This window comes from Slackia sp. CM382, assembly GCF_000293015.1.
Classification (GTDB): Bacteria; Actinomycetota; Coriobacteriia; order Coriobacteriales; family Eggerthellaceae; genus Slackia; species Slackia exigua.
Map to the genome: position 1 here is coordinate 14,224 of NZ_ALNO01000004.1, position 24,775 is coordinate 38,998.

21 protein-coding genes and 1 tRNA gene are annotated in these 24,775 nt (G+C 63.1%); 14 read left to right on the forward strand and 8 right to left on the reverse strand.

From position 1 onward, the window contains the following. Positions 1–11: 11 nt before the first annotated feature. Positions 12–1,292: a serine--tRNA ligase gene (gene serS, locus HMPREF1155_RS01705; RefSeq protein ID WP_009076693.1), complete on the reverse strand. Its 1,281-nt coding sequence runs from the start codon at positions 1,290–1,292 to the stop codon at positions 12–14. A gap of 322 nt (positions 1,293–1,614) precedes the next feature. Here serS and HMPREF1155_RS01710 point away from each other — a divergent pair, with 322 nt between their 5' ends. Next, positions 1,615–1,818 carry a DUF6724 family protein gene (locus tag HMPREF1155_RS01710; protein ID WP_009076724.1) on the forward strand — a complete coding sequence of 68 codons (204 nt, stop codon included), beginning with the start codon at positions 1,615–1,617 and terminating at the stop codon, positions 1,816–1,818. Between the two features lie 120 nt (positions 1,819–1,938). Here HMPREF1155_RS01710 and HMPREF1155_RS01715 read toward each other — a convergent pair whose 3' ends face one another. The 3 genes from HMPREF1155_RS01715 to HMPREF1155_RS01725 all read right to left on the reverse strand — a co-directional run bounded on the left by HMPREF1155_RS01715 (position 1,939) and on the right by HMPREF1155_RS01725 (position 5,243). Continuing rightward, positions 1,939–2,934: a GTP-binding protein gene (locus tag HMPREF1155_RS01715; protein ID WP_009076735.1), complete on the reverse strand. Its 996-nt coding sequence runs from the start codon at positions 2,932–2,934 to the stop codon at positions 1,939–1,941. A gap of 81 nt (positions 2,935–3,015) precedes the next feature. Continuing rightward, positions 3,016–4,074: an NAD(P)-dependent alcohol dehydrogenase gene (locus tag HMPREF1155_RS01720; RefSeq protein ID WP_006362631.1), complete on the reverse strand. Its 1,059-nt coding sequence runs from the start codon at positions 4,072–4,074 to the stop codon at positions 3,016–3,018. A gap of 284 nt (positions 4,075–4,358) precedes the next feature. Then, positions 4,359–5,243, reverse strand: a complete 885-nt coding sequence (locus HMPREF1155_RS01725) for a PfkB family carbohydrate kinase (protein ID WP_009076725.1) — start codon at positions 5,241–5,243, stop codon at positions 4,359–4,361. Between the two features lie 233 nt (positions 5,244–5,476). Between HMPREF1155_RS01725 and HMPREF1155_RS01730 the strand changes: the two genes are divergently transcribed. Continuing rightward, positions 5,477–5,563 (forward strand) — tRNA-Leu (locus HMPREF1155_RS01730). 183 nt (positions 5,564–5,746) lie between these two features. On the opposite strand, the gene HMPREF1155_RS01735 is transcribed toward HMPREF1155_RS01730, so the two are convergent. Continuing rightward, positions 5,747–6,754, reverse strand: coding sequence for a helix-turn-helix domain-containing protein (locus HMPREF1155_RS01735; protein WP_039993175.1), 1,008 nt, complete (start codon positions 6,752–6,754; stop codon positions 5,747–5,749). Positions 6,755–6,858: 104 nt separating this feature from the next. Between HMPREF1155_RS01735 and HMPREF1155_RS01740 the strand changes: the two genes are divergently transcribed. The 4 genes from HMPREF1155_RS01740 to HMPREF1155_RS01755 are packed head-to-tail and all read left to right on the forward strand — an operon-like array spanning position 6,859 to position 13,456. Beyond that, positions 6,859–7,596, forward strand: a complete 738-nt coding sequence (locus HMPREF1155_RS01740; protein WP_009076759.1) for an energy-coupling factor transporter transmembrane protein EcfT — start codon at positions 6,859–6,861, stop codon at positions 7,594–7,596. After that, the gene (locus tag HMPREF1155_RS01745; protein WP_009076680.1) at positions 7,593–9,011 is read left to right on the forward strand and encodes an ABC transporter ATP-binding protein; all 1,419 of its coding nucleotides are present in this window, start codon (positions 7,593–7,595) and stop codon (positions 9,009–9,011) included. Before HMPREF1155_RS01740 ends, HMPREF1155_RS01745 begins: the two co-directional genes overlap by 4 nt. 60 nt (positions 9,012–9,071) lie before the next feature. Continuing rightward, positions 9,072–9,677: an MptD family putative ECF transporter S component gene (locus HMPREF1155_RS01750; protein WP_006362626.1), complete on the forward strand. Its 606-nt coding sequence runs from the start codon at positions 9,072–9,074 to the stop codon at positions 9,675–9,677. A gap of 23 nt (positions 9,678–9,700) precedes the next feature. After that, complete coding sequence (locus tag HMPREF1155_RS01755) at positions 9,701–13,456, forward strand: ABC transporter ATP-binding protein (RefSeq protein WP_155999102.1); 3,756 nt, start codon at positions 9,701–9,703, stop codon at positions 13,454–13,456. 245 nt (positions 13,457–13,701) lie between these two features. On the opposite strand, the gene HMPREF1155_RS01760 is transcribed toward HMPREF1155_RS01755, so the two are convergent. Next, positions 13,702–14,127 (reverse strand): flavodoxin, encoded by a 426-nt coding sequence (locus tag HMPREF1155_RS01760; RefSeq protein ID WP_009076707.1) that lies wholly within the window; start codon positions 14,125–14,127, stop codon positions 13,702–13,704. A 449-nt stretch (positions 14,128–14,576) separates the two neighbouring features. Between HMPREF1155_RS01760 and HMPREF1155_RS08775 the strand changes: the two genes are divergently transcribed. Together HMPREF1155_RS08775 and HMPREF1155_RS01770 are read left to right on the forward strand one after the other, a co-directional pair. Beyond that, on the forward strand, positions 14,577–15,698 hold the full coding sequence (locus HMPREF1155_RS08775; protein ID WP_009076701.1) for a DNA/RNA non-specific endonuclease: 1,122 nt from the start codon (positions 14,577–14,579) through the stop codon (positions 15,696–15,698). A 72-nt stretch (positions 15,699–15,770) separates the two neighbouring features. Further along, the gene (locus HMPREF1155_RS01770) at positions 15,771–17,093 is read left to right on the forward strand and encodes a homoserine dehydrogenase (RefSeq protein WP_009076712.1); all 1,323 of its coding nucleotides are present in this window, start codon (positions 15,771–15,773) and stop codon (positions 17,091–17,093) included. Between the two features lie 47 nt (positions 17,094–17,140). Here HMPREF1155_RS01770 and HMPREF1155_RS01775 read toward each other — a convergent pair whose 3' ends face one another. Then, a complete protein-coding gene (locus HMPREF1155_RS01775) occupies positions 17,141–17,698 on the reverse strand; it encodes a DUF2812 domain-containing protein (RefSeq protein WP_006362619.1) in 558 nt (185 codons plus the stop codon). A gap of 1 nt (position 17,699) precedes the next feature. Next, positions 17,700–18,023, reverse strand: coding sequence for a PadR family transcriptional regulator (locus tag HMPREF1155_RS01780; protein ID WP_006362618.1), 324 nt, complete (start codon positions 18,021–18,023; stop codon positions 17,700–17,702). Between the two features lie 300 nt (positions 18,024–18,323). On the opposite strand from HMPREF1155_RS01780, the gene HMPREF1155_RS01785 reads away from it, so the two are divergent. The 6 genes from HMPREF1155_RS01785 to leuD all read left to right on the forward strand — a co-directional run bounded on the left by HMPREF1155_RS01785 (position 18,324) and on the right by leuD (position 24,772). After that, positions 18,324–18,701 (forward strand): Rid family detoxifying hydrolase, encoded by a 378-nt coding sequence (locus HMPREF1155_RS01785; protein ID WP_009076748.1) that lies wholly within the window; start codon positions 18,324–18,326, stop codon positions 18,699–18,701. 3 nt (positions 18,702–18,704) lie between these two features. Then, entirely contained in the window at positions 18,705–19,496 is a 792-nt protein-coding gene (locus HMPREF1155_RS01790) for an ABC transporter ATP-binding protein (protein WP_009076708.1), read from the forward strand. A 152-nt stretch (positions 19,497–19,648) separates the two neighbouring features. Continuing rightward, entirely contained in the window at positions 19,649–20,860 is a 1,212-nt protein-coding gene (gene ilvA, locus HMPREF1155_RS01795) for a threonine ammonia-lyase (protein WP_039993169.1), read from the forward strand. A gap of 231 nt (positions 20,861–21,091) precedes the next feature. Beyond that, a complete protein-coding gene (locus HMPREF1155_RS01800) occupies positions 21,092–22,768 on the forward strand; it encodes a 2-isopropylmalate synthase (protein ID WP_009076685.1) in 1,677 nt (558 codons plus the stop codon). A 157-nt stretch (positions 22,769–22,925) separates the two neighbouring features. After that, a complete protein-coding gene (gene leuC, locus HMPREF1155_RS01805; protein ID WP_009076717.1) occupies positions 22,926–24,194 on the forward strand; it encodes a 3-isopropylmalate dehydratase large subunit in 1,269 nt (422 codons plus the stop codon). Between the two features lie 68 nt (positions 24,195–24,262). Further along, positions 24,263–24,772, forward strand: a complete 510-nt coding sequence (gene leuD / locus HMPREF1155_RS01810; RefSeq protein WP_006362610.1) for a 3-isopropylmalate dehydratase small subunit — start codon at positions 24,263–24,265, stop codon at positions 24,770–24,772. Positions 24,773–24,775 lie beyond the last annotated feature (3 nt).

Below are 24,775 nucleotides of genomic sequence, written 5' to 3' on the forward strand. Positions count from 1 at the left end.
GCCCTCTGCTTCTATTCAGGCTTGATGCACTCGACGCCGCCCATGTAGGGAACGAGGACGTCGGGCACTTTGACGGAACCGTCGGGCTGCTGGTAGTTCTCGATGACGGCGGCCATCGTGCGCCCCACCGCAAGGCCGGAACCGTTCAGCGTGTATGCGTAGCGCGTGCCCTTGAACGAGGCGGCGTCGCGATACTTGATATCGGCGCGACGCGCCTGGAAGTCGGTGCAACACGAGCACGAGCTGATTTCCTTGTAGCCGTCGTAGCTCGGCAGCCAGACCTCCAAGTCGTATGTCTTGGCCGCGGAGAATCCCAGATCGCCCGTGCACAGGCTGATGACGCGATGCGGCAGGCCGAGCAGCTTCAGGATGTTCTCGGCATCGGCCGTCATGAGTTCGAGCTGGTTGAAGCCGTCTTCGGGCGTCGCGAACTTCACCATTTCGACTTTGTCGAATTGATGCACGCGGATAAGGCCGCGCGTGTCGCGACCCGCGCTGCCCGCTTCCTCGCGGAAGCAGGGCGTGAACGCGCAGTATTTCAGGGGCAGATCGGAGGCGTCGAGCACTTCCTGCGCATGGATGTTGGTGAGCTGCACCTCGGCGGTCGGAATGAGATACATGCCTTCACGCGTCTTGAACAGGTCGTCTTCGAATTTAGGCAGCTGGCCGGTGCCGAACAGCGTCGCGGCGTTCGCCATGACCGGCGGCCACCATTCCTTGTAGCCGCGCGAGATGTGGGTGTCGATCATGAAGTTGATGAGGGCGCGTTCGAGACGGGCGCCGAGGCCGCCGAGCAGCACGAACCGGGTGCCGGCGAGCTTCACGCCGCGTTCGAAGTCGAGGATGCCGAGCTCGGGACCGAGATCCCAATGGGCCTTGCATTCGAAATCGAATTCGGTCGGCGTACCCCAGCGGCGGATCTCGGGATTCTCCGTTTCATCCTTGCCGACCGGCGTGGTGTCGGAAGGCAGGTTGGGCACGTGGCTCAGAAGCTCGGTCAGAGCGCGTTCGGCTTCATCGCGCTTCGCGGACGCCTCGGCGATCTTCTCGTTGATGACGCGGACGGATTCCTTGGCCGTTTCCGCCTCTTCGTTCTTTCCCTCGCGCATCAGCCGCGCGATTTCCTTGGACGCGGCATTGCGCCGGGCCTGAAGGCCTTCTTCCTCGGAGATGAAGGAGCGACGCGATTCATCCAGCTCGTTGAACGCATCGGAATCCCAGGAACCGTTGCGGTTCTTCATGGCCTGCGCCACGACATCTTGGTGTTCGCGCACGAACTTGATATCAAGCATGCTTGCTCCTCACGTCGCCTCCGAAGATGGTGCCCTAGTATACCCCACGCTTCCGCGCGGCCGCCAAGGGCATCGGGCGTCACACCCTATTTGCAAGCCGAAATGCATACGGCGCGGAACGGGTGCCGCCCGCGCTGCCGAAGCGCACCCATGCAAGGCCGCGATCCTCCGACGAAGAGGCGACGGGCGGTTTTTCGATGCGCTTCTTGCGTGCCCGCAAAGGGGTTTACTACAATGCACGGGTATTTCGAACGCACGTTCCCGAATCCGGCGGACCGGGCGCCCCGAGCGCGGGCGCGACAGGAAAGAGACGCGATCTTCCATGGACCTTCAGGCCATCTACAGCTTTTTGTTCGAATCGTACGCAGGCATCGGCGTGCTCGTGGCGAGCGCGCTCGTGCTCAGCATCATCGTCGCCGTCATCATGGAGTGGAACACGCGCCGCACGTTCGTCGATCGCGGACCCGCGGACGAAGAGGACGACTGGAGCTTCTTCGACGACGATGATGAGGAAGAGGGCAAGTAGGCCGAAAACGGCATCCCGAAATCCGACGCACGCGCCGTCGATAAGGCGTATGCACCGTTCCGCTCGCATGGACGCCTGGCGCACGACGCATCGTCTGCAACATGGCGCCAAGCTGGAACCCTAGGTGCGTTGTTCGTGCTCCCCCTGCTCATATGCGTGATGCTCGCAGTTGCGGCCGTGCCGATGCCCGTGACGGGCTTCGGTATCATCGCGCCGAAGCGCAGGGACGAATGCCTCGCGCAGGCCGTTGCGATACAGGTCGTGACCGATGAAGATGCAGCGATCCTCCTCTATCTCGTCTGCCCCCGTCACCGCCCACGTACGCTCCACCAGATCGAAGCGAATCCACTGATTGCCGCAAGGCAGCGCCCCTTTGGCGCGGTCGAGGCGTCCGAACACGCCCGCCGACATGGCATCCAGAAGCCACAGAAGATGGCTCGGCGTCGGCAGGGCGGCATAATCGAGCATCATGGTTTCCAGCTCGTCCGGCTCGAAGCCCCCTTCGGCATCTGCGGCCCCGTCGAACGAACCGTCCACGCGTCGCTCCAGAAGAGATGACCACCATTCGTCCGGCAGGTCGGACCACGCGCCCATCACAAGCTCCGCCTTGGGATTGAGCTTTGCCGCCAACTGTTCGACAGCCTGCTCGGCACCGAGGGCGCCGAGCTTGGACACGACGATGGATGCGGCGTTTTCCACCTGGTCGTCGAAGACCTCGGGAGCGTTTCTGCGCTGGGCTTCCCACGCGCCGGCATCCACGACGGCGACGGGCGCCAGAAGTTCGATGCGCACCCACGACACCTGCGCGAGGTTGTCCATCACGCGGCCGAGCCTCGCCACGCCCGTGGGTTCCACGATGAGATATTCGGGATCGAGCGTGTTGGAGATCGTGAGGACCGATGTGGCGAAGTCCTGCTTGCCTGAACAGCAGATGCAGTTCTCTACCGATTCCCAGACCTTGAGATCGGAATCCGCGCGCAGACGCCGGGCATCGACATCGGCCTCGCCGTATTCGTTCTCGTAGATGACGACGTCCTTGCCCGTGCGCCGCACGAGCTCTTGGATAAAGGTCGTCTTCCCTGCGCCGAGAAATCCTGAGACGACAAGAACCTTCACGATACGACCCCCTTTGATGTGCCGACGGCATGCCGAAGGGGCCACCGCTGCAGACGATGGCCCCTTGATGGACGGATGGCGCTAGTCGATCACGACGACCGGCTTGATGAGGTCGGCGGGCTTGTCCTTCATGAGGAAGAGCGCCTCCTCAATGTGATCCCAGCCGTGGAACAGATGCGTGACTTCGGGATGCAGGTCGAGTCGACCGGAAGAGACGAGGCTCGCAAGCTTCTCCATGCGCAGACGGCCGCCAGGCATGAGGCCGCCGCGGATATCCTTGTGACCCATGCCGACGCCCCATTCGACACGCGGGATGTTGATGTAGTCGCCGGAACCAAGATAGTTGACGTTGCCGATCTTGCCGCCGGCCTTGAGGGCCTTGACGGCGGGTTCGAAGGTCGCAACGGTACCGCCGGCGATGCAGACGCGATCGACGCCCTTGCCGCCGGTGAGCTCCATCACCTGTTCGTCGATGGGGCCGTTCTTGTACGAGATGAAATCGGTTGCGCCGTAGCCCTTGGCAGCCTCGACGCAGACGGGGCGGGTGCCTACGGCGATGATGCGGGACGCGCCGCGCAGAGCCGCGCCGGCGACGGCCATAAGGCCGACAGGGCCGATGCCGACCACGAGGACGGTGTCGCCGAACTGCACGTCGGCGAGCTCGACGGCATGGAAGCCGGTCGGAACCATGTCGGAAAGGATGCAGGCATCCGCGGGGTCCATGCCCTCAGGCATGAGGGCGAGGTTGCCGTCGGCATCGTTGACATGGAAATACTCGGAGAAGACGCCGTCTTTGAAGTTGGAGAACTTCCAGCCGGCCAGCATGCCGCCGGAATGCATGGAATACCCGGCCTGAGCCTCGAGGGAATTCCAGTCGGGCGTGATGGCGGGGATGAGGACGCGGTCGCCGGGCTTGAAATCCTTGACTTCGGAGCCGACCTCGACGACTTCGCCGGAAGCCTCGTGGCCGAGGATCATGTCGTGGCGATCGCCGATGGCGCCTTCCCACAGCGTATGGACATCGGACGTGCAGATGGCGACGGCAAGGGGTTTGACAATGGCATCGAGCGGACCGCATTTAGGCGTATCCTTCTCGATCCAGCCGGATTCGCCGATCCTGAGCATCGCGTAACCTTTCATGGAACACCCTCTTTCTCTTGAAAAAGCACTAATTCCACTTCTGAACAGCCGAAATACATCAAATAACATAAACGTATGACGGCTTTATCGAGTGTAGCATCCGAAGAGAATCGAGGGTGCGAAGGGGGGCGTGAACGACCGTTTGAACCGCCTGGACGGCGTATACCGATGCTGCTTCGATCGAAATCGAAGCAGCATCGCAAGAGCGTCTATGCGGATTCCTGGCTGCACGCATGAAGGCGCGAGACCGTAGCAGGCATCCCGTTGCCGAAGGATCGATCGCGCTATGCCAGCAGGGACGCGACCTTCCCCAAAAGCGGCTCGAAGCTCACGCCGCGGTTCTGGAAGTCGGGCTGCTGGGCGGAAACGAGCATCGCATCGTGCGTAAGCAGCCCGGCGAACGAGACGGCATCCGAGAGGGTGCGGCCGGCCATGATAGCGGCCAGGAGCGCGCTTGCGTACAGATCGCCCGTGCCGTGGAGCATATACGGCACGAATTCGTTCTTCACCTCGAAGAAACCGGTATCTACCCCTGCGACGAAATTCCTGATGAGACCATCGCCGCGCTGGATGCCCTTCAGGACCACGTTCTTCGCGCCGCGCGCGAGCAGCGCGTCGATGATGCGATGCGCCTCGTCGTCGGAGATGTTCTCCCCGCCCCACGTATCGCCGATCGGCTCACCCAGGATGATGGCGGCTTCCGTCAGGTTCGGCGTCAGAAGATCGGCGTAAGACGCCAGATCGGCCATGGCGGCGCAAAGGTCGGGCGTGTACGTGGGATAGACCTTGCCGTGATCGGCCATGACGGGATCGACCACCTTGAGGGCGCCAGGATAGGACGCATAGACGCCGCGGATGATATCGACCTGCTCGGCCGATCCGAGGAAACCGGAATACACGGCATCGATATCGACGCCGATGCCCTTCCAGGCGTCGAGATAGTCGTTCAGAATATCGGTGGTGTCATGCATGTACCATCCCGGAAATGCGGTATGGCTTGAGAAAAGTCCTGTTGGAACAGGACAGACATCGCAGCCCGCAGCAGACAGGACCGGAATGGCCACGCCGAGCGAGCACTTCCCGTATCCGCACAGATCGTGGATGGCGGCGATACGGGGGATGTAGGCGCCCTGGCGTTCGTACAGAACGGTTTCCTCGGCCTTGCTCATAGATAAACCTACCTTTCCAGTAGTTTTTAGCGTTTCGATAATCATACAGGGGCCGACACATGAACGCGACCCTTGAAGAACAGATTACGCGAAAACGAAGGACCTCGGTGCCGCGACGGCAGGGCTGCGAACACGAGCGAAGGATTCCGCACTTTCTCGAAATCTCCCCTTGTCGGGCGTGATGCGTTCCGTTAGTATGCTCTTCTGCTTACATCGTTCATCGATTCAGGCATGCGGGCGTGGCGGAATTGGCAGACGCGCATGGTTCAGGTCCATGTGGGGGTTACCCCATGAAGGTTCAAGTCCTTTCGCCCGCACCACGTACATGCACGGGGCCGTAACAGAAGTTACGGCCCCTTTCTTTTAAAGCGCCGAGCGCTCAAGCGAAGCGGGATCATGGAACGAAACGCCCTTGCTGCGAGGACGGCACGAAGCGGTTCGGCAAGACCAGGGCGGGATCGCGGCGGCGATGCCTCGAATGAAACGCGGCTTGCCTCAGCACGCTAACACAGCTCGACGGTCCGGACCGGATCGTCTGAAAACGCGACGTGCGCGAGCTTTCGGAACGTGCGAGGGGGCATTCCGACGCGTTTCGAGAACAGCGCCGAGAAGCTCGTCGCACGCGCGAAGCCGCACATGCGCGCAATCTGGCCGATGCTCAACTCGCTCGAGGCGAGCAGCCGCTTCGCCTGTTCGACGCGCTCGATCGCGATGAACTCGGTGGTGGTGGTTCCGGTCGTCTGCCGGAAGAGCCGTTTGAACTTGGTTGCGCCCATCTGCGCCCTATCGGCGAGCTCCTCGAGACGAAGCGGGGCATCGATGTTGGCTCGGATATGATCGGCCACGAGCACGATCGCCTGACGGTCCCCGTCGTCGACCGCCTCGGAAAAACGCTCCTCCATGATCAGCAAACGCCCCATCACCTCGTTCGCTATGCCCGCGAAAAGCAGCTCGGCCGCCCTACCGTGCGCCTCGGTGCTGCCGATCGTTTCGAGCAGATGCGGGATCTGCGGATCCCACATGCTCCTTCCGCGCATCGCACCAAGACATGCGGCAAGGCGGGACAATGACCCGGAGCACCCGCTGCCGAACGCTTTCTCGAAATACCCGTCATAGTACTCGATCTCGGTATAGGCGACGTGCGTGCCTGCCGGCATGAAGACGCGTCCGGTGCGAGGCCTGGTTTCCAGAAACGTCATGATCTGAGCGGGCGGGAGAATTCCCGCCGTTTCATGGCGGATCGCGAAGTAGTTGGTGAAATCGAATGCGAACGGAACCCGCTTGAGCAGCCTGAAGTCGCAGCTTGCCACGACAAGGTCCCGATCGAGCGACCACGCGTGGTACCAGCCTTCTGAAACCTCGCCGTCGCCTATGAAGAACACGCCGCAGTCTCGCGGATTCTCGCACGAGGGGACAAGCCCGACATTCGCCAGAGGGGCGGTGAAGAGCGACTCGGCCCAGGAACCGCCTGGGGCATCGGAGTCGGATATTCGCGATCGGACGCGATTCATACGCATCGAGCCCTTTCCCTTCGATCCTCGTTTCGCATAGTTAGAAGTAGCTAACATCTATAGGATACATCGGATCGGACACAAGGAGCGCGAAGGGACGGCACGTGGCTTTGACCGACGACAACGGGCTATGCAGCCGTCTCGACGTGCGCACCAAGCTTGCGGTGCTCCTTGCGCTCATCGTCACCGGCGCGTTCGTCAAAGACTTCGCGTGGGGCAGCATGGTTTTCGCCTTCGCATGCATGCTGACCTTCGCGATTGGGCGGAGGAAGATGGCGCTGTCGTTCGCGGCAAGCTATGCGCTCATCATGATCATCTTCTGGGCCACCTTGTTCTTGCCGCGGAGCGTATCGGGCGCTCTAGGCTCGGCCGTCCTGCTGGCGCGCACGTGCATGCCGGTATTCCTGTTCGCCGCAGCGTTCGTGTCGTCGACCAAGATCGGAGACCTCACGGCGGCACTGTATAGCCTGCGCCTGCCGCGCGCTTTGGTGGTGCCGCTCGCGGTGTGCGTCCGTTTCTTTCCGACGCTCGGCCAGGAGGCCGGCGCCGTGCTCACCTCGATGCATCTGCGCGGGCTGGGCCTTTCGCCGCGCAACGTCGTCGCGCACCCGGTTCTCACGTTCGAATCGCTGCTGGTACCTCTCATGCTGCGCTGCGCGAAGATAGCCGACGAGCTCGCGGCGTCGGCGGTGGCGCGCGGTATCGACCGGCCGGGCCTCCGCACGTCGTACAGCCCTATCCGCATCACGGCGGCCGACGTCGCCGTGATGGCGAGCACTATCGCCTGGTGCGCCGGCGTCATCGCCGCCAAGACGTATTTCGAAGGCGGCCTGGTCGTATGAGCGCGCCGGTCATCGAGTTCGAGGACGCATCGTTCACGTATGCAGGCGCCGGCGAGGCCTCGGTGCAGAAAGTCTCGCTTACCGTCGAGGCAGGAGAATGCGTGGTCCTGTGCGGGCGCTCGGGCTGCGGCAAGACCACCCTGACCCGCCTTGCCAACGGGCTGGCCGGCGGCTTTTGGGAAGGGACGCGCGCAGGCGCGGTGCGCGTCGAAGGACGAAACGTCGACGAGCTCGAAGAATGGCGGCTCGCCGAGCATATAGGCAGCGTGTTTCAGAACCCCCGCACGCAGTTCTTCAACCTCGACACGACAGGCGAGATCGCATTCGCCCTCGAGAACCTGGGCGTCCCGCGCGACGAGATGCATGCGCGCGTGGCACGCGTGGCAGACGAGCTGGGCGCGACCGACCTGCTCGATCGCTCGGTCTTCAAGCTCTCGGGCGGCCAGATGCAGTCGATCGCCTTCGCAAGCGTTTCGGTCTGCGAGCCAAGGGCCTACGTGCTCGACGAGCCGTCGAGCAACCTGGATCCCGTCGGTATGGATCGGCTCGCTGCACTCATCGCCAAGGCGAAGGCCGCGAGTTCCGCAGTGCTTGTCGCCGAGCATCGCCTGGCCTACCTCTCAGATGCCGCCGACAGGTACGTCCTCATCGAAGAGGGTCGAGTCGCGCACACATGGACCTCGAGCGAGTTCAAAGCGCTCTCTGCCCCGGAACGCACCCGTATGGGCCTGCGCTCGCCGGCACCGCCGCGCACGGCCGATCTCGTCGCACGGCTTCGCATCGGTGCGACGTCGGCGTTTCCGGCGCTTGAGGCGCGCGGCATCGTCGCGGAGTACGACCGCGACGACGAGGTGCTGCGCAACGTGACCGCGGGCTTCGAGGCCGGGCACGTCACCGGCGTCGTCGCCCCGAACGGGACGGGCAAGTCAACGCTGTTCAAATGCCTGGCCGGCGTGCACCCCGAGGTGCTGGGGCACGTGCGCATCGACGGGACCGTCACGATTCCCAGGAAGCGCGCGGACGATGTCTTCCTGGTAATGCAGGACCCCGACTATCAGCTGTTCAGGCCGACGGTTCGCGACGAGCTCATGACGCTTCCCCGCGTCGAGGGCGGCATCGACCCTGCACGCGCCGACGCGATGCTCGAGCGATTCGGGCTGGCTTCGGTTGCGGATCGCCATCCCGCCTCGCTTTCGGGCGGTCAGAAGCAGCGCGTCGCATGCGCCTTGGCTGCGCTCTCGGGCGCCCGCGCGCTGCTGTTCGACGAGCCCACAAGCGGCCTTGACCTGGACAACATGCGCCGGCTTGCGCGAACCATGCGCGAGCTGGCGGGCGAAGGCCGAGCGGTCGTGGTGGCAACCCACGATCCCGAACTGCTCTCAGAGGCATGCGATCGAATTATGACGCTTGGATGACCTGCGCAGACGCGCTTCGTCAAGAGAAACCTGAACCTGCAAGCAGAAAGGACATCGCACATGGAAGCAAACGTTGAAGAGAGGAAGCTCACCTCGAGGGATCTTATCGCGCTCGGCGCCTTCTCGCTGCTCTTCATGATCGTAAGCATGCTCGTCGTCGGCATCACCTCGATAAGCGTCTTCGCCTACTGCGGCTGCTGCGCCATCGCGGCCATCCCCGCGGGCATCATCTGGATCTACATGCACGTGCGCATCCCGCGTGCGGGCACGTCGCTCGTCATGGCCGCCGTCTTCGCCATCGTCGTGTTCGCCGTCGGCAGCGGCTGGCCGGTCGCCCTGGGCCTCCTGATCGGCGGCGGCGTCTCCGAATTGGTGCGTGGGGCGGTCGGCCGCAGGCGCTTTTCGGGGATCGCCGTCGGCTACGCGCTGTTCGAGACCTGCTGGGCTGCCGGCATCTTCGTCCCCATGTTCGCGGATCAGGACTACTACCGCGCCCTCATGGGCTCGAACAACATCGATCCGTCCTACATGGAATCGATGCTCTCGCTCGTGACGCCCCAGACGTTCGCCGCCATCGCCGCCGTCACCATCGTCGGGGCGCTCATCGGCGCCTTCCTGGGGCGCGCGGTCTTCAAGAAGCACTTCGAGCGCGCCGGCATCGCATAAGGAGCAGGAAGGGAGTGGGCCGCATGAAAGAGCAGGATGCCATGCAGGTCGAACCTGCGGCCGAGGTCGCAGGCAAGATCTCGGCCGGATCCGCGGACAGCAAGGGCACGCAGCCCAAACGGCCCGGAGTGTTCGCGCGCTGCATGGCGTTCGCCGGACCGCGCAAGCCCCTCATCGTGCTGTCGATGCTGCTGGCCGCGCTGTCCTCGGCGGCGTCGTTCGTACCTTACATCGCCATCTATGCGACGATATCGGCGATCGTGTCCGTCTATCCGGATCTGTCTGCGCTCGACGCGCGCCAGCTCTCGGGCTACGGCATGCTGGCGCTGGCGGGAGTCGTCGCCGATGTGGGGTGCTACCTGTGCGCGCTGCTGTGCTCGCATGCGGCTGCGTTCGACACGCAGTACCGCATCAAGATCGGCATCGTCGACCATCTGGGCAAAGTGCCGCTAGGGCACGTCGCCCGGCTGGGAACGGGACGCATCTCCAAGATCATGGACGAGGCGGTCGACGGCATAGAGCAGTTCATCGGGCACTCGATCCCCGATTTGGCTGCCACCGCCGTCGCACCCGTCGTGCTCATCGTGCTGCTCTTCGTGTTCGACTGGCGCTTCGGCGTGGCGACCATCGTCGCGGTCGCCGTTGCCTGCATCGTGCAGTTCTCGTGCTACGCCGACAAGCGCCTCATGAGCCAGATGGGGCGCTACCAGCAGGTCAAGGAGGAAATGGGCAACGCCGCCGTCGAATACGTGCGCGGCATGCGCGTCGTCAAGGCGTTCGGGCAGACCGCACGCTCGTTCAAGAAGCTCGCCGAGGCCGTCAAGGACTACACGGGGCTGGCGCTGGACGTCACGTTCTTCTTCCAGAACTCCATGCCGGGCTTCACCGCGCTGCTCAACAGCGCCTACCTGTTCGTCCTGCCGGTAGGAATCCTGCTCGCCCCCGGCGCGGACGACTGGCCGGCCTTCGTCCTCTCGCTCGTCTTCTACCTGCTGTTCGTGCATTCGATCTCGAGCGTGTTCCAGAAGATCCTCTATGTGAGCGAGGATTCCATGATCGCCGGCGCGAGCATCGGCCGCATCGATTCGGTGCTGAAGCTCGACGAGCTTTCCTCCGCCGGCGAAGCGCAAGCCCCGCGCGATGCATCGGTGCAGTTCGAGGACGTGAGCTTCGCGTACGAGGAAAGCGGCCCGCAAGCGCTCGAGAACGTGAGCTTCACCGTGCCCGCCGGAAGCGTGTGCGCAGTCGTCGGGCCGTCCGGCTCGGGCAAATCGACGCTCGCGAACCTCCTCGCGCGTTTCTGGGACGTCGATCGCGGCTGCATCCGCATAGGCGGCGCCGACGTGCGCTCGATGGGATCCGACGAGCTCATGGAACAGCTGAGCCTGGTGTTCCAAGACTTCCACCTGTTTCGCGAAAGCATCGCGGACAACATACGCCGCGGCCGCGACGGCGCCACGGATGCCGATGTGATCGCGGCGGCGCAGGCGGCCCAGGCGCACGATTTCATCGAGCGGCTGCCCTCCGGATACGACACCGTCGTGGGCGCCGCGGGCATCCATCTGTCCGGCGGCGAGGGCCAGCGCATCGCCCTGGCGCGGGCGATCCTCTCGGATGCCCCTGTCGTGGTGCTCGATGAGGCCACCGCGTTCGCCGACCCCGAGAACGAGCGGCTCATCCAGAAAGCGTTCGAGAAGCTCATGGACGGCAAGACGGTGCTGATGATCGCGCATCGGCTGTCGACGGTGGTCGGTGCCGACAAGATCGTCGTCATGGACGACGGCAAAGTGGCGGAAGAGGGCACGCACGCCGAGCTGCTTGCTTCAGGCGGCACCTACGCACGGATGTGGGAGCGCTACGAGCAGTCGCTCGCTTGGGGCATCGGCTCCGACGGCGGCGCGCGAATCGCTGCGGCGCCGCCTGCCGCAGCCCTTCCGCTCGAAGCGACGGCGCCTGCAGGATCCGCCGTCGCGGCAACCGCATCAGCGGCCGCCGCAAGCGCCGATGGAGACGGGGACGCCCCGGGCAAGAAGCAGCCGTGGCTCAAGCGTCTTCTGAGCCTTTCGGACGAGGGGTACAGGAACTTGGCGCGCTCGTCGGTCGCCTGCACCCTCACCGACCTGTCGCTCATGATCCCGTTTATGTGCACGGTCGCCGCGTTTTCCATCCTCATCGGAACGCTCGCGGGCGAGACATTCGAGGCCGGGAAGCTGTGGGCGGTGTTCGCCTGCGGCATCGCGGGCCTCGTCGTCACCTTCATCGCCGCGAAGAACGACTACAGGAAGACGTACGTCGCCGCCTACACCGAATCGGAATCGATGCGTCTATCCCTTGCCGAGCATCTGCGCCGGCTACCCATGAGCTTCTTCAACCGGCGTGGGACCGCCGATGTCGCCGACCGCATCATGAGCGATGTGACCGCGCAGGAAACGATGCTTTCGAGCACGGTGCCGCAGCTCGTGGCCGGGTGCGTCTCGACGATCGCGATCTGCGCGCTGCTCGCGTTCTTCAACTGGATGCTTGCGTTCTGCGTGCTCGTGACGCTGCCGATCGCCGCGCTGATCGTCCTTGCCAGCCATCGACATGAGAAGCACCTGTTCGAGCGCCAGCAGGATGCACGCATCGAATCGCTCGCCTGCATCCAGGATTATCTCGAGGGTCTCAAAGACATCCGCGCCTGCCATATGGTCGGCGAGAAATCGCACGAGATGAACGAGGCGCTCCTATCGCTCAAGCGCATGACCATGAAAGTCGAGCTGGCAGTCGACCTATCGGTATCGCTCGCCAACGCCATCCTGCGTTCGGGCGTAGGGCTTACGGTGTTCGTCGGCACCGCCCTGCTTGCGGGCGGCAGCGTCGACTTCATGACGCTGCTCATGTTCCTCCTCATCGCCTCGCGCGTGTACGGGCCGATTCTCATGCTGGTCTCCAAGCTGCCCAGCGTGCTGAGCCTTTCGACCAAGACCGCGCGTCTCAGGGCCATCATGGACGAGCCCGAGGCATGCGGCGACGCGGAAGTCCTGGTGAACAGCCATCAGATCGCCTTCGAGGACGTGCGCTTCGCCTACGAGGAAAAGGAAGTGCTGCACGGCGTGAGCTTCATCGCGCGCGAGGGGCAGGTGACGGCGCTTGTCGGGCCGTCCGGCTCGGGCAAGTCGACCTGCGCCCAGCTCGTGGCCCGATTCTGGATTCCTGGCGGGGGACGCGTGACATGCGGCGGACACGACATAGCGGGTTTCCGCGAGGAATCGTGGCTGTCGCATGTCTCGATGGTGTTCCAGGATGTGCTGCTCTTCGACGATACGGTGGCGGGCAACATCCGCATCGGACGCGAGGACGCGACCGATGACGAGGTGCGCGCCGCGGCGGAAACGGCATGCTGCACCGAGTTCATCGACAGGCTTCCCGACGGCTTCGACACCATGCTGGGCGAAAACGGAGCAGCGCTTTCGGGCGGCGAACGCCAGCGTCTCTCGATTGCCCGCGCCCTGCTCAAGGACGCGCCGGTCATCCTGCTCGACGAGGCCACGGCCTCGCTCGACCCTGAGAGCGAGACGTTGGTCCAGCAGGCCGTGGGGCGCCTGTGCGCCGGCAAGACGGTCATCGTGATCGCCCACCGCATGCGCACGGTGGCAGGGGCCGACCATATCGTGGTGATCGACGACGGCCGCGTTGTCGAGGAAGGGAGCCATGGGCTTTTGCTCGAACGGCAGGGCCTTTATGCCCGGCTGTGGGAGCTGCAGCACGAGAGCGCCGGCTGGAACGTCGAGAGGCGCTAACGCGGTCCGCAAAGGCGCACGAGGCTCCGGCGCAGGCATTCGAGGCGGATGCGAGCCTGGGTGCCTTGGACGAACGACGGAGGTTGCATCGATTCCAGCCATCCGGACTGCGAGTTCCGCATCATGAATGGATCCGTCGGCCATTTGGCTGCTTTCCGTCGGCCGGAACATACGGAAGAGGACCGGACTGCACGTCCGATCCTCTTCCGGGAGTCGATGCGACCTTGTATAGTCCGGCGAAGCTTCTACCCCTTCGCGATGGCCATGCCGACGCGTGCACATTCGGCAGACGCGTCGTCGTCGGGGTAATCCTTGGCGATGACGGAATCCACGAGGTCGAGACCGGCGGCTTCCGCGCGCTGCTCCCACAGCTCCATCCACTCGCCGTCGTTCCAGTCATACGACCCGAACAGCACGACGCGACGCCCCGAGAGCAGAGGCTCCACCACGTCGTACATGGGGAGGAACTCGCCGTCTTCGAGCTCTTCGTCGCCCATGGCCGGGCAGCCGAATGCGAACGCATCGAAATCATCCAGCTGATCGGGACCGAACTGCGAGCATTCGATGACGTCGGCGGTTCCGCCGGCCTCGCGCACGCCTTCGGCGATCAAGTCGGCCATGGCCTCGGTATTGCCGGTTCCGCTCCAATACACGACAGCAACCTTGCTCATTTTCATTTCCTTTCTTATTCGAGTGCGCATGCCCGCACGATTCGCTTCGGCGCCCTCGCCGTCCACGATCGAGCACGTACTTGAATCTCACGTCTCTGAACTGCGCATATGCGGCTTCATGAGACCGCAATCAGCATTCGCATCCAGAAAATGAAGCATGCCCGTGTTAGATTCGGCTAACATATAACCATAGGAACCTGAGGTGTCAACAAGAATTCCCGTGAATGAACGCGAACGGTTTCCTTCCCCAAATCTTGCCTACGTTTAAGCCTCTCTATAAAGAACGGCATGTCCGCATGGACGGAGCCGCCCCGCTCAACCCGTATGCGTATGGGTGCCGGTATGGCATGTCCGCATGAACGGAGCTGCCCATTGAAGAAGACATCCACGGAAAAGAAGTGAACGCCTATCATGGGCGCAAGGGAATCGAATCTGCGCAAGGGGGAGCGATGAAATCAGCCAGGTTCTGGGAAGGGCTCTTTGCCGCAGCCGTTCTTGCCTCGACCTTGTTCGTAAGTTCGTGCGGATCGGCAGGCGGAAACGGCACCGCATCGAGCGACGCGTCTTCCGATCAAACCATCGAGGCAACCCAGCAAGACTCGCAGGAATCCGATTCCTCATCTCCTTCGGATGCGGCATTAGGAAAATCCAAAGAAGCGTTCCATGCCTTCCAAGCCTCGTCGAACACGGGCATTCCCGACGGCTGGGACGAATGGTCGGAAGATGCCGCGCCGAATTACGTATACGAGGTCGGAGCCGCCGTCGTCCGCCACGACGCCGACGCGGGCGAATACCGCTACAGCGACCTGGACAGCCTGGGGCGGACCCAAGAAGCCTATGCCGTCATCACGCACCAGGACCGTTCCTATGCGGAAAAACGCGGACGCACGCATATGGACAGCAGCATCAAGCCGAGCGGCTGGGGGCATAACGACCGCTTCGGCATATCCCTCCCCAACGGGAAAACCTACCATGGCTACCTCTGGAACCGATCGCACCTGATCGCCGACAGTCTCGGCGGTGCGATGCGCGTCGAGAACATGATCACGGGCACGCGCACCCAGAACGTCGGCGCGAACGACGGCGAAGGCGGCATGGGATATTGCGAGACCATCGCACGCGATTGGCTCGACCGCCATGCGGATGGGGCGCTGTACTACGCGGCCATGCCCCTCTATGTGGGAGACGAGCCCGTGGCACGTGCCGTGCTCGTCGATATGAAGTCGTCGGACGGAACGATCGATTCGGAATACATCGTGTACAACGCCGCCAAGGGATGCGTTATCGACTACGCGACCGGGGAAGCATCCGCTCAGACTGACGAATCTGCAAGCACGGCTGCGGCAGCTTCGGTCGGAGAGGCCGAGGCGAACGTCGCTGGAGCGAGCGATCCCGAAGCCGATGCCGAGGACGACGACTCCGACGATCCTATCGTCTATATCACCAAATCAGGTAAACGCTACCACGCTTCACCCGATTGTCCGGGTTTGAACAACGCGAACAAGATCATCGAAGTAAGGCAGAGCGAGGCCGAATCGAAGGGCAAAACACCCTGCAAAATAGAATATTAGATGCGAAACCCCTCCCCGTCCGCAAAGCCGCTACACTGCTAGCCATCGGCAGCGACGAACGATAGGAGCGCCATGCGCAGCATCAACATCGGCCTCATCGGCCTGGGAACGGTCGGGGGCGGCGTGGCTCGCCTCATCGCCAAGCATCACGACGACTACGTGAAGAACTACGGGATCGACCTGGTCATCAAACGCGGATGCGCCCGACGGCTTGACGAAGCGCGCCGCATCGGCCTGCCTATCGAGCATTTCACCGACGATTGGCGCGACGTCGTATCCGACCCCGACATCGACATCGTGGTCGAGCTCATCGGCGGCGAGCACCCCGCCACCGAAATCTTCGAAGAATCGTTCCGCGCAGGCAAGCACGTCGTGTCCGCCAACAAGGCACTGATCGGACGCCATACCGCGCAGCTCGCGGAGATCGCGGCGGAACACGGCGTCGCCTTCCGCTGCGAGGCGGCTGCCGCGGGCGGCATTCCCGTCGTCCATGCGCTTGAGCACGAGCTCAACGGCAACGAGATCCTCACCGTCGCCGGCATCATGAACGGCACCACGAACTACATCCTTTCACGCATGAAGCATGAGGGGTCCTCGTTCGACGAGGTGCTGGCCGATGCGCAGGCGCTCGGATACGCCGAGGCCGATCCCACGGCCGACGTCGACGGCTTCGACGCCGCCTCCAAGATCGCGATTCTCGGATCGATGGGCTTCCGCACGCGCATCACCACCGACGACGTCTACATGCAGGGCATCCGTTCCATCACCGCGACGGATATCGAAATCGCCGAGGAGCTGGGCAAGACCATTAAGCTGCTCGCCATCGCGCGAGCCACCGATACGGGCATCGACGTACGCGTCCACCCGACGATGATCCCCAACGACCATCCCTTGGCCAGCGTCGACGGCGCGATGAACGCCGTCTACGTGGTCGGCGACGGCGTGGGAGAGACGATGTTCTACGGCGCAGGTGCCGGGTCTTTCCCGACGGCAAGCGCCGTGATCGGCGACATCTTCGCGCTTGCAGAGCCGATTTCCCAAGGCCAGAAGCCGCTTGCGGAAAGCCGTCCGTTCGGCCGCGTGCGTCCCATCCGTCCGATGGCGGACCTGCATACGCGCTACTGCATCCGCCTTGTCGTAGAGGATCAGGTCGGAACCCTTTCGGCCATCACGCGCATCTTTTCCGAATCCGGCGTTTCCATCTCGACGATTCGCCAGGTAGCCGGCACGACCGACGGCGCGTGCCAGGTCGTCTTCGTCACGCACCGCGCGCTTGAGGCGGATATGGAAACGGCGCGTGCGGCGCTCGAGGCCGACGATGCGGTGCGCGCCGTCGGGTCGATCATCCGCGTCGAAGACATCGACGCATGGACGAGCGGCGTGCTGGACAATTAGGCACGGCAGCCTGCACGCAGGTGGCACGACGGCCTCTTCGCACGCACCTATTCGTGCACCTGCAGATCGCGCTGCGCCTCACGCACGCGCTTGCGGCCCGGCGCGCCGAGCACGGCGTACTCGATGACGGCTGCGACGAGAAGCACGATGCCCGTGCCGACCGCAATGCCCGTGCCGAGCGTGAACGACCCGGTCGTAAGCAGGCTGTTGCAGATGATCGCAATGGCGGTCACCGCCTGGGTGATCGGGATGGCGGTCCATGTCGTTGCGGCCTTCTTCGCCTGATCGAGACGGGATTCCCCATCGCTGTGAAGGTCGAAGGGCGTCCCGTCGTTCTTCTTGCGCAGATACGCGCGGCCGGCATAGGAGGCCACGACTTCGACGCCCATCTCCTCGAGGAACGACAGGTAATCTTCCTGGGCCTTCTTGCCGGTGCCCATGATCTCGACGAGATACTGCCACGAACCGGGCTCGTCGTCGACGAACGCATAGGTTCCGCCGCTATATCCGATGAGCGCCTTTCCCTGCGCGCTCATATCGTTGATCCAGTCCTGCTCCTTCATGGTGTCGGCGAACGTTTTCTTGATCATCGTGCTGGCAGCCATCTTAGTTCCCTCCTTGGATCGAACGGGCATCTCTGACGAGAGCTTCCAGGCGTTTCACCTCGTCCGCGAACGCAAGCCTGCCTTCGTTGGTGATCGCATATTCCTTCCTGCGTCCTGAGCTGCGTTCGTTCAGTTCTGCGATCAGATCTTTCTCGACGAGCGCATTCAGGATTCCGTAGAGCGTCCCCGCGCCGAGGTTCACGCGACCCCCCGTCATATCCTTGACCTTCTGCATGATCGCGTACCCATGCATGGGTTCATGCAGGCAGAGGAGCACGTAAAACGTCGATTCAGTGAGCGCTCCCGATGATTCGGCCTTTGCCATGGGCTTCCCTCCCTTTTCTTACGCTTCACGATATATCGTATATCGTTATATCGTTGTGCATAATATATCGACTAACGTAATAGTTGTCAAGGAAATGCACGGGCTATTTTGAAAATGGGGGGCACCGAAGCCGTGAGGGATTCGAAACGGAGAGCTCGAAGCTGAGAAAGGACGACACCGTGCCGAAGGCCCCCGCGTGTCATTCAGATGAAAAAACGGCCGATTCTGTCCGCGGCATCGGATGGAAACATCGCGCTCGTAAGATGGCCTTCTACGAATCACCTCAGGATCGGAGACATCATGAAAACCATCGCAACGCCCGACGCGCCCGCGGCCATCGGTCCCTATGCTCAGGGAAATATCGTGAACGGCCTGCTCTTCGCTTCGGGCCAAATCGCGCTCGACCCTGCGACCGGAACTCTTGTCGGCACCACTATCGAGGAGCAGACCGCCCAGGTCATGAAGAATATCGGCGCGCTGCTCGCCGCCGCCGGTACCGATTTCGGGCATGTCGTGAAAACGACCTGCTTCCTGAACGACATGGACGACTTCGCCGCCTTCAATGCGGAATACGGCAAGTCCTTCACCGGCTCCCTTCCTGCACGCTCGGCCGTCGCCGTCGAGAAGCTCCCTAAAGGCGCCCTTGTCGAAGTCGAGGTCGTTGCGGAGGTTCGATAGCAGATGGCGGCCGTTCCCCTCTTCGAGATCCATGACGCGACGGTCATGCGCGCCGGCCGCCCCATCCTGCACGTGGACGACTTCTCCCTCGCAGAAGGCGAGCACGTCGCGCTTCTCGGCCCGAACGGCGCGGGGAAGTCGACCTTCGTGCATCTGCTGACGCGCGAGGCGTTCCCTCTGTTCAAGGAACACCCGCCGGTTCGCTTCCGCGGCCAGGACCGTCCGCTGCTGACCGATCTCAAGGGCGCGCTGGGCATCGTGAGCTCTACGATGCATGAGCAAGCGCGCGTGCATCTGCCCGCCATCGATATCGTGTGCGGCGGCCTGTTCGGCACGCTCGGCCTGCCCCGTCATGTGACCTGCTCCGAAACGCAGCGCGCCCTCGGCATGGCGCAGCTGGCGAAGCTCGGCGTCGGGCACGTGGCCGACCGGGACATCATGACGCTTTCATCGGGAGAAGCGCGCCGCGTGCTGGTCGCCCGCGAACTCGTCCACGACCCGAGCGTCCTCATCTTCGATGAACCCTGCACCGGGCTCGACCCTCAAGGGATGTACTACCTGCGCAAAACCATGAGCACGCTCGCGCGCGAAGGGCGCTCCGTCATCATCGTGACCCACTACCCCGAAGACATCGTGCCCGACGTGAAGCGCGTCGTGCTCATGAAAGACGCGCGCATCTTCGCCGACGGTCCGAAGGAGCGGCTGCTCAGGAGTGAGCCCATGTCCGAGCTCTTCGATGTTCCGCTCGACGTCGACGAGCGGAACGGGTGGTATGCCCTGCGCGGCAGGTTCTAGAGCCTGGACGAAGGCTCGCGAACCCTCCCCATGCGCAGACGGCGTGAATTCATCCCCCGTACGGCCATATCGAGGCCTGACGGCAAAAAATGAATCGTATACTGGCCAATTACCATTGAAAAGGGGTACGAAGGACGAGGTACGTCGTGGACATGCTCACTCTGAACGCATTCGAAGAGGCTTCCGAGAAGGTCAAGGAAGTCACGCAGGAGACGAAGCTCGTCTACAGCCCGTACTTCAGCGACCGGACCGGCAACAAGGTCTACTTCAAGCCTGAGAACATGCAGCGTACGGGCGCCTACAAGGTACGCGGCGCCTATTACAAGATATCCACCATGACCCCCGAGGAACGCGAGCGAGGCCTGATCACCGCATCGGCCGGCAACCACGCGCAGGGCGTTGCCTACGCCGCGTCGAGATACGGCGTGAAAGCCGTCATCGTCATGCCGGAAACCACCCCGTTCATCAAGGTCGAGCGCACACGCGCGCTCGGAGCCGAAGTGGTGCTGCACGGCAACGTCTTCGACGAGTCGGCAGCCTACGCGACCAAGCTCGCCGAAGAGAACGGCTACACCTTCGTGCATCCGTTCAACGATCCGGCGGTCGCCACGGGCCAAGGAACCATCGCCATGGAAATCGTGCAGGATCTGCCGCTCGTCGATTACATCCTGGTCCCCATCGGAGGCGGCGGGCTGGCCGCAGGCGTCTCCACGCTGGCCAAGCTGCTCAACCCGCATATCAAGGTCATCGGCGTCGAACCCTCGGGCGCGGCCTGCATGAAGGCGTCCTTCGAGGCCGGACATGTAGTCAAGCTGCCTGCCGCGAACACCATCGCCGACGGCACCGCGGTGCTCGAACCGGGCGACGAGATCTTCCCCTATGTGCATGAAAACGTCGACGACATCATCGCGGTCGATGACGACGAACTCATCGTCTCCTTCCTCGACATGGTGGAAAACCACAAGATGGTGGTCGAGAATTCCGGCCTGCTCACCGTTGCGGCCCTCAAACATCTGGATATCAGCGGCAAGAAGATCGTCTCCATCCTGTCCGGCGGCAACATGGACGTCATCACGATGGCGTCGGTCGTCCAGCACGGCCTGATCGCCCGCGACCGCGTCTTCACCGTGTCCACGCTGCTGCCCGACCGACCCGGCGAGCTCGTACGCGTGGCCTCCATCATCGCCGATAACCGCGGCAACGTCATCCGACTCGATCACAACCAGTTCGTCAGCACCAACCGCAATGCGGCGGTGGAGCTTCGCGTCACCATCGAAGCCTTCGGCCCCGAGCACAAACGGCAGATCGTCGATGCGCTCGAAGACGCGGGCTTCCGACCCAAGCTTATTCAGGCGCACCTGTAGGACGGCCTTTCGCCCCTGGCGAAACATCGAACTCGGGTCTGCGCCTTATAAGACTTCGCCGAAGACGGACGATGCATCCCCGCGGCGGCCCCGAGAACCTTCTCGATCCGCATCCGTATGACGGACATGCATCGACGCACCCGGCGCATCGCGCGGAGGCGACCATGCAAGCGCGTGCGTCCCAGGTCATGAACGATCGCGCAAGCGACACGAAGAGAGAAGGTACCTCCTATGTCCGGAATGCCAGCCCACACCAAGTACATGCGCGGATACTTCCTGCCCCCCGAACCCTGCTTCGACTGGGTGCGGAAGGATTCCATCGAACGTGCCCCGAAATGGTGCAGCGTCGACCTGCGCGACGGCAACCAGGCCCTCATCACGCCGATGAGCCTCGATGAGAAGCTGGAGTTCTTCAAGAAGCTGCTGGAAATCGGCTTCAAGGAAATAGAGATCGGCTTCCCTGCGGCCTCCGAAACCGAATACGAGCTGTGCCGCACGCTGATCGAAAACGACATGATCCCCGAAGACGTGACGATCCAAGTGCTGACCCAGGCGCGCGAGCATATCATCAAGCGCACCTTCGAAGCGCTCGAGGGCTGCACGACCCCCGTCATCGTGCATGTGTACAATTCCACGAGCGTTGCCCAGCGCGAACAGGTCTTCCGCAAGGACAAAGATCAGATCGAGAAGATCGCGACCGATGGCGCGAAGCTGCTCAAAATGCTGACCGACGAAGCGGGCCACGAGAACTACCGGTTCGAGTACAGTCCCGAAAGCTTCACCGGCACCGAGCCTGAATACGCGCTCGAAGTCTGCAACGCCGTCCTCGATGTGTGGCAGCCGACCGCCGAGCGCAAGGCCATCATCAATCTGCCCGCGACCGTCGAGATGAGCTCGCCGCACGTCTACGCGCAGCAGGTCGAATACATGCATAAGCATCTGGCCTTCCGTGAAGGCGTCGAGCTGAGCCTGCATCCGCATAACGACCGCGGCACCGGCGTGGCCTGCGCCGAGCTGGGCGTCCTCGCCGGCGCCGACCGGGTCGAAGGCACGCTGTTCGGCAACGGGGAACGCACCGGCAACGTGGACATCATCGTGCTCGCGATGAATATGTTCTCGCATGGCATAGATCCTGAACTGGACTTCCACGACATGCCGTCCATCGCCGAGATGTATGAGCGCGTCACCCGCATGATTGTCAACCCGCGCCAGCCCTATTCGGGCCAACTCGTCTTCGCCGCCTTCTCGGGAAGCCACCAGGACGCCATCGCCAAGGGCCTCGCCTGGCGCGCGGAGCACGATCCCGAACATTGGACCACGCCGTATCTGCCCATCGATCCGACCGATGTGGGCCGCCGCTACGAAACCGACGTCATCCGCATCAACAGCCAGTCCGGCAAGGGAGGCCTCGGCTATATCCTGGAGCAGAACTTCGGCTACGTGCTGCCCAAGGTCATGCGCGAAGAACTCAGCTACCACACGAAGGACGTGTCCGACCACGAGCATAAGGAGCTCACGCCGGACGAGGTCAACCGCATCTTCCATGACGAATACGTCAACCGCGCGGCCCCGATCGAGCTCATGGACTTCCACTTCGCCCACGCCGACAACAACAAGGCGTTCAAGGCCTTCATCACCGTCAAGGTCGACGGCATCGAGCAGGATGCGATCGGCAACGGCAACGGACGCCTGGATGCCGTCACCGACGCGCTCGCCAAGGTGGGCGTGAAAGCCCATGTGGAAACCTATAGCGAACATGCCCTTGAGGCGGGATCGGACAGCCGTGCGGCCGCCTACGTGGGCATCGCGGGCGACGATGGGAAGACCGTCTGGGGATGCGGAGAGCACCACGACATCATCACCGCATCCATCAAGGGCCTGATAAGCGCCATCAACCGCCGCAAGTAGCCACGTCGTCGGAAGGCGGTTGCCCAGACGGGCAGCCGGCAGGCGCAATGCCGGCGGACGATTGGAACGCAGGCTTCCGAACGTCGTCCAGCCGTTCGCCTGGGAGCCTACGCCGCAAAGCGCGCCATCCGATGACACGACCAAAAGGGGAACCCTCATGGGAATGACCATGACGCAGAAAATTCTGGCCGCGCACGCGGGCCTCGACTCCGTCGTGCCGGGCCAGCTCATAGAGGCCGATATCGACCTCGCGCTCGCCAACGACATCACCGGCCCGGTATCCATCCGCGTGCTTCGCGAGGCGGACTTCGAACAGGTCTTCGACAAGACCAAGGTCGCGCTGGTCATGGACCACTTCGCGCCCAACAAGGACATCAAGAGCGCCGAGCAGTGCAAGGAAGTGCGCGAGTTCGCCCTCAAGCACGGGATCGTCAACTTCTACGACGTGGGCACGATGGGCGTCGAGCATGCGCTCCTGCCTGAGAAGGGGCTTGTGGCCTCGGGCGACGCCATCATCGGCGCCGATAGCCACACCTGCACCTACGGTGCCTTGGGTGCGTTTTCGACCGGCGTCGGGTCGACCGACCTGGCCGCCGGCATCGCCACGGGGCGCGCGTGGTTCCGCGTCCCTTCCGCCCTCAAGTTCAACCTGACCGGCACGCCGGCGCCTTGGGTGTCCGGCAAGGATGTCATCCTGCATATCATCGGCATGATCGGCGTGGACGGCGCACTGTACCAGAGCATGGAATTCACCGGCCCGGGCGTGGCGAAGCTGTCCATGGACGACCGCTTCAGCATCTGCAACATGGCGATCGAGGCAGGCGCCAAGAACGGCATCTTTCCCGTGGACGACAAGACGCTCGCCTACATGGAAGGCCGCGCGCAGCACGAGCCGCGCATCTTCGCCGCCGACGAGGATGCGGCATACGAGCGCGTCTTCGACATCGACCTGGGCAGCATCCCGCCTACCGTCGCGGCGCCGCACCTGCCCGAGAACACGAAACCCGTCACCGAACTGGCCGGCATCCGCGTTGACCAGAGCGTCATCGGCAGCTGCACGAACGGCCGGATCGAAGACATGCGCATCGCCGCCAAGCTCCTGGCGGGCCATACCGTCAGCCCGCACGTGCGCACCATCGTGATGCCCGCGACGCAGCATATCTACCTGCAGTGCATCGAAGAAGGCCTGGCCAAGATATTCATCGAGGCAGGTGCCGTCATCAGCACGCCGACCTGCGGCCCGTGTCTGGGCGGCCACATGGGCATCCTCGCCGCAGGCGAGCGCTCCATCGCCACGACGAACCGCAACTTCGTCGGCCGCATGGGGCACGTGACCAGCGAGGTCTATCTGTCGAGCCCGGCCGTCGCGGCGGCGTCCGCCATCACGGGCGTCATCACCGACCCTGCCGATATCGAGCTACTCTGACACCGCCGCCCGCGTCCGGCCGGATGCCGCACCGCATGCGACCGGACGCCGTTTCGAAAGGATGCCCTATGAAGGCACAAGGAACCGTTTTCAAATACGGCGACAACGTGGATACCGACGTCATCATTCCGGCGCGCTACCTCAACATCGCCGATCCGGCAGAGCTCGCGACGCATGCGATGGAGGATATCGACGCCGACTTCGTCAAGAACATGAAGCCGGGCGACATCATCGTCGCCACCAAGAATTTCGGCTGCGGATCGTCGCGCGAGCATGCGCCCCGCGTCATCAAGGACAACGGTGTGGCCTGCGTCATCGCATCGAGCTTCGCGCGCATCTTCTACCGCAACGCCATCAACATCGGTCTTCCGATCCTCGAATGCGCGGAGGCGGCCGAGGCTATCGAGGCTGGCGACGAGGTCGCGGTCGATTTCTCGACCGGCGTCATCGAAGACCTCACCACGGGCGCGACGTTCCAAGCCCTGCCCTTCCCCGAATTCATCCAGAACATCATCGACCACGACGGGCTGTTTAACGCCCTGAAGGCGCGCGCCCAGGCCGACGCCGACGAAGACTAGGAG

Excerpts from the sequence above, each read along its gene's own strand:
- HMPREF1155_RS01770 (WP_009076712.1), top strand. The coding sequence starts at position 15,771 with ATGCGCAGCATCAACATCGGCCTCATCGGCCTGGGAACGGTCGGGGGC.
- HMPREF1155_RS01720 (WP_006362631.1), bottom strand. The coding sequence starts at position 4,074 with ATGAAAGGTTACGCGATGCTCAGGATCGGCGAATCCGGCTGGATCGAG.
- HMPREF1155_RS01790 (WP_009076708.1), top strand. The coding sequence starts at position 18,705 with ATGGCGGCCGTTCCCCTCTTCGAGATCCATGACGCGACGGTCATGCGC.
- serS (WP_009076693.1), bottom strand. The coding sequence starts at position 1,292 with ATGCTTGATATCAAGTTCGTGCGCGAACACCAAGATGTCGTGGCGCAG.
- leuC (WP_009076717.1), top strand. The coding sequence starts at position 22,926 with ATGGGAATGACCATGACGCAGAAAATTCTGGCCGCGCACGCGGGCCTC.
- HMPREF1155_RS01760 (WP_009076707.1), bottom strand. The coding sequence starts at position 14,127 with ATGAGCAAGGTTGCTGTCGTGTATTGGAGCGGAACCGGCAATACCGAG.
- HMPREF1155_RS01745 (WP_009076680.1), top strand. The coding sequence starts at position 7,593 with ATGAGCGCGCCGGTCATCGAGTTCGAGGACGCATCGTTCACGTATGCA.
- HMPREF1155_RS01710 (WP_009076724.1), top strand. The coding sequence starts at position 1,615 with ATGGACCTTCAGGCCATCTACAGCTTTTTGTTCGAATCGTACGCAGGC.
- HMPREF1155_RS01785 (WP_009076748.1), top strand. The coding sequence starts at position 18,324 with ATGAAAACCATCGCAACGCCCGACGCGCCCGCGGCCATCGGTCCCTAT.
- HMPREF1155_RS01755 (WP_155999102.1), top strand. The coding sequence starts at position 9,701 with ATGAAAGAGCAGGATGCCATGCAGGTCGAACCTGCGGCCGAGGTCGCA.
- leuD (WP_006362610.1), top strand. The coding sequence starts at position 24,263 with ATGAAGGCACAAGGAACCGTTTTCAAATACGGCGACAACGTGGATACC.
- HMPREF1155_RS01800 (WP_009076685.1), top strand. The coding sequence starts at position 21,092 with ATGTCCGGAATGCCAGCCCACACCAAGTACATGCGCGGATACTTCCTG.
- HMPREF1155_RS01735 (WP_039993175.1), bottom strand. The coding sequence starts at position 6,754 with ATGAATCGCGTCCGATCGCGAATATCCGACTCCGATGCCCCAGGCGGT.
- HMPREF1155_RS01775 (WP_006362619.1), bottom strand. The coding sequence starts at position 17,698 with ATGGCTGCCAGCACGATGATCAAGAAAACGTTCGCCGACACCATGAAG.
- HMPREF1155_RS01780 (WP_006362618.1), bottom strand. The coding sequence starts at position 18,023 with ATGGCAAAGGCCGAATCATCGGGAGCGCTCACTGAATCGACGTTTTAC.
- HMPREF1155_RS01750 (WP_006362626.1), top strand. The coding sequence starts at position 9,072 with ATGGAAGCAAACGTTGAAGAGAGGAAGCTCACCTCGAGGGATCTTATC.
- HMPREF1155_RS01725 (WP_009076725.1), bottom strand. The coding sequence starts at position 5,243 with ATGAGCAAGGCCGAGGAAACCGTTCTGTACGAACGCCAGGGCGCCTAC.
- HMPREF1155_RS08775 (WP_009076701.1), top strand. The coding sequence starts at position 14,577 with ATGAAATCAGCCAGGTTCTGGGAAGGGCTCTTTGCCGCAGCCGTTCTT.
- ilvA (WP_039993169.1), top strand. The coding sequence starts at position 19,649 with ATGCTCACTCTGAACGCATTCGAAGAGGCTTCCGAGAAGGTCAAGGAA.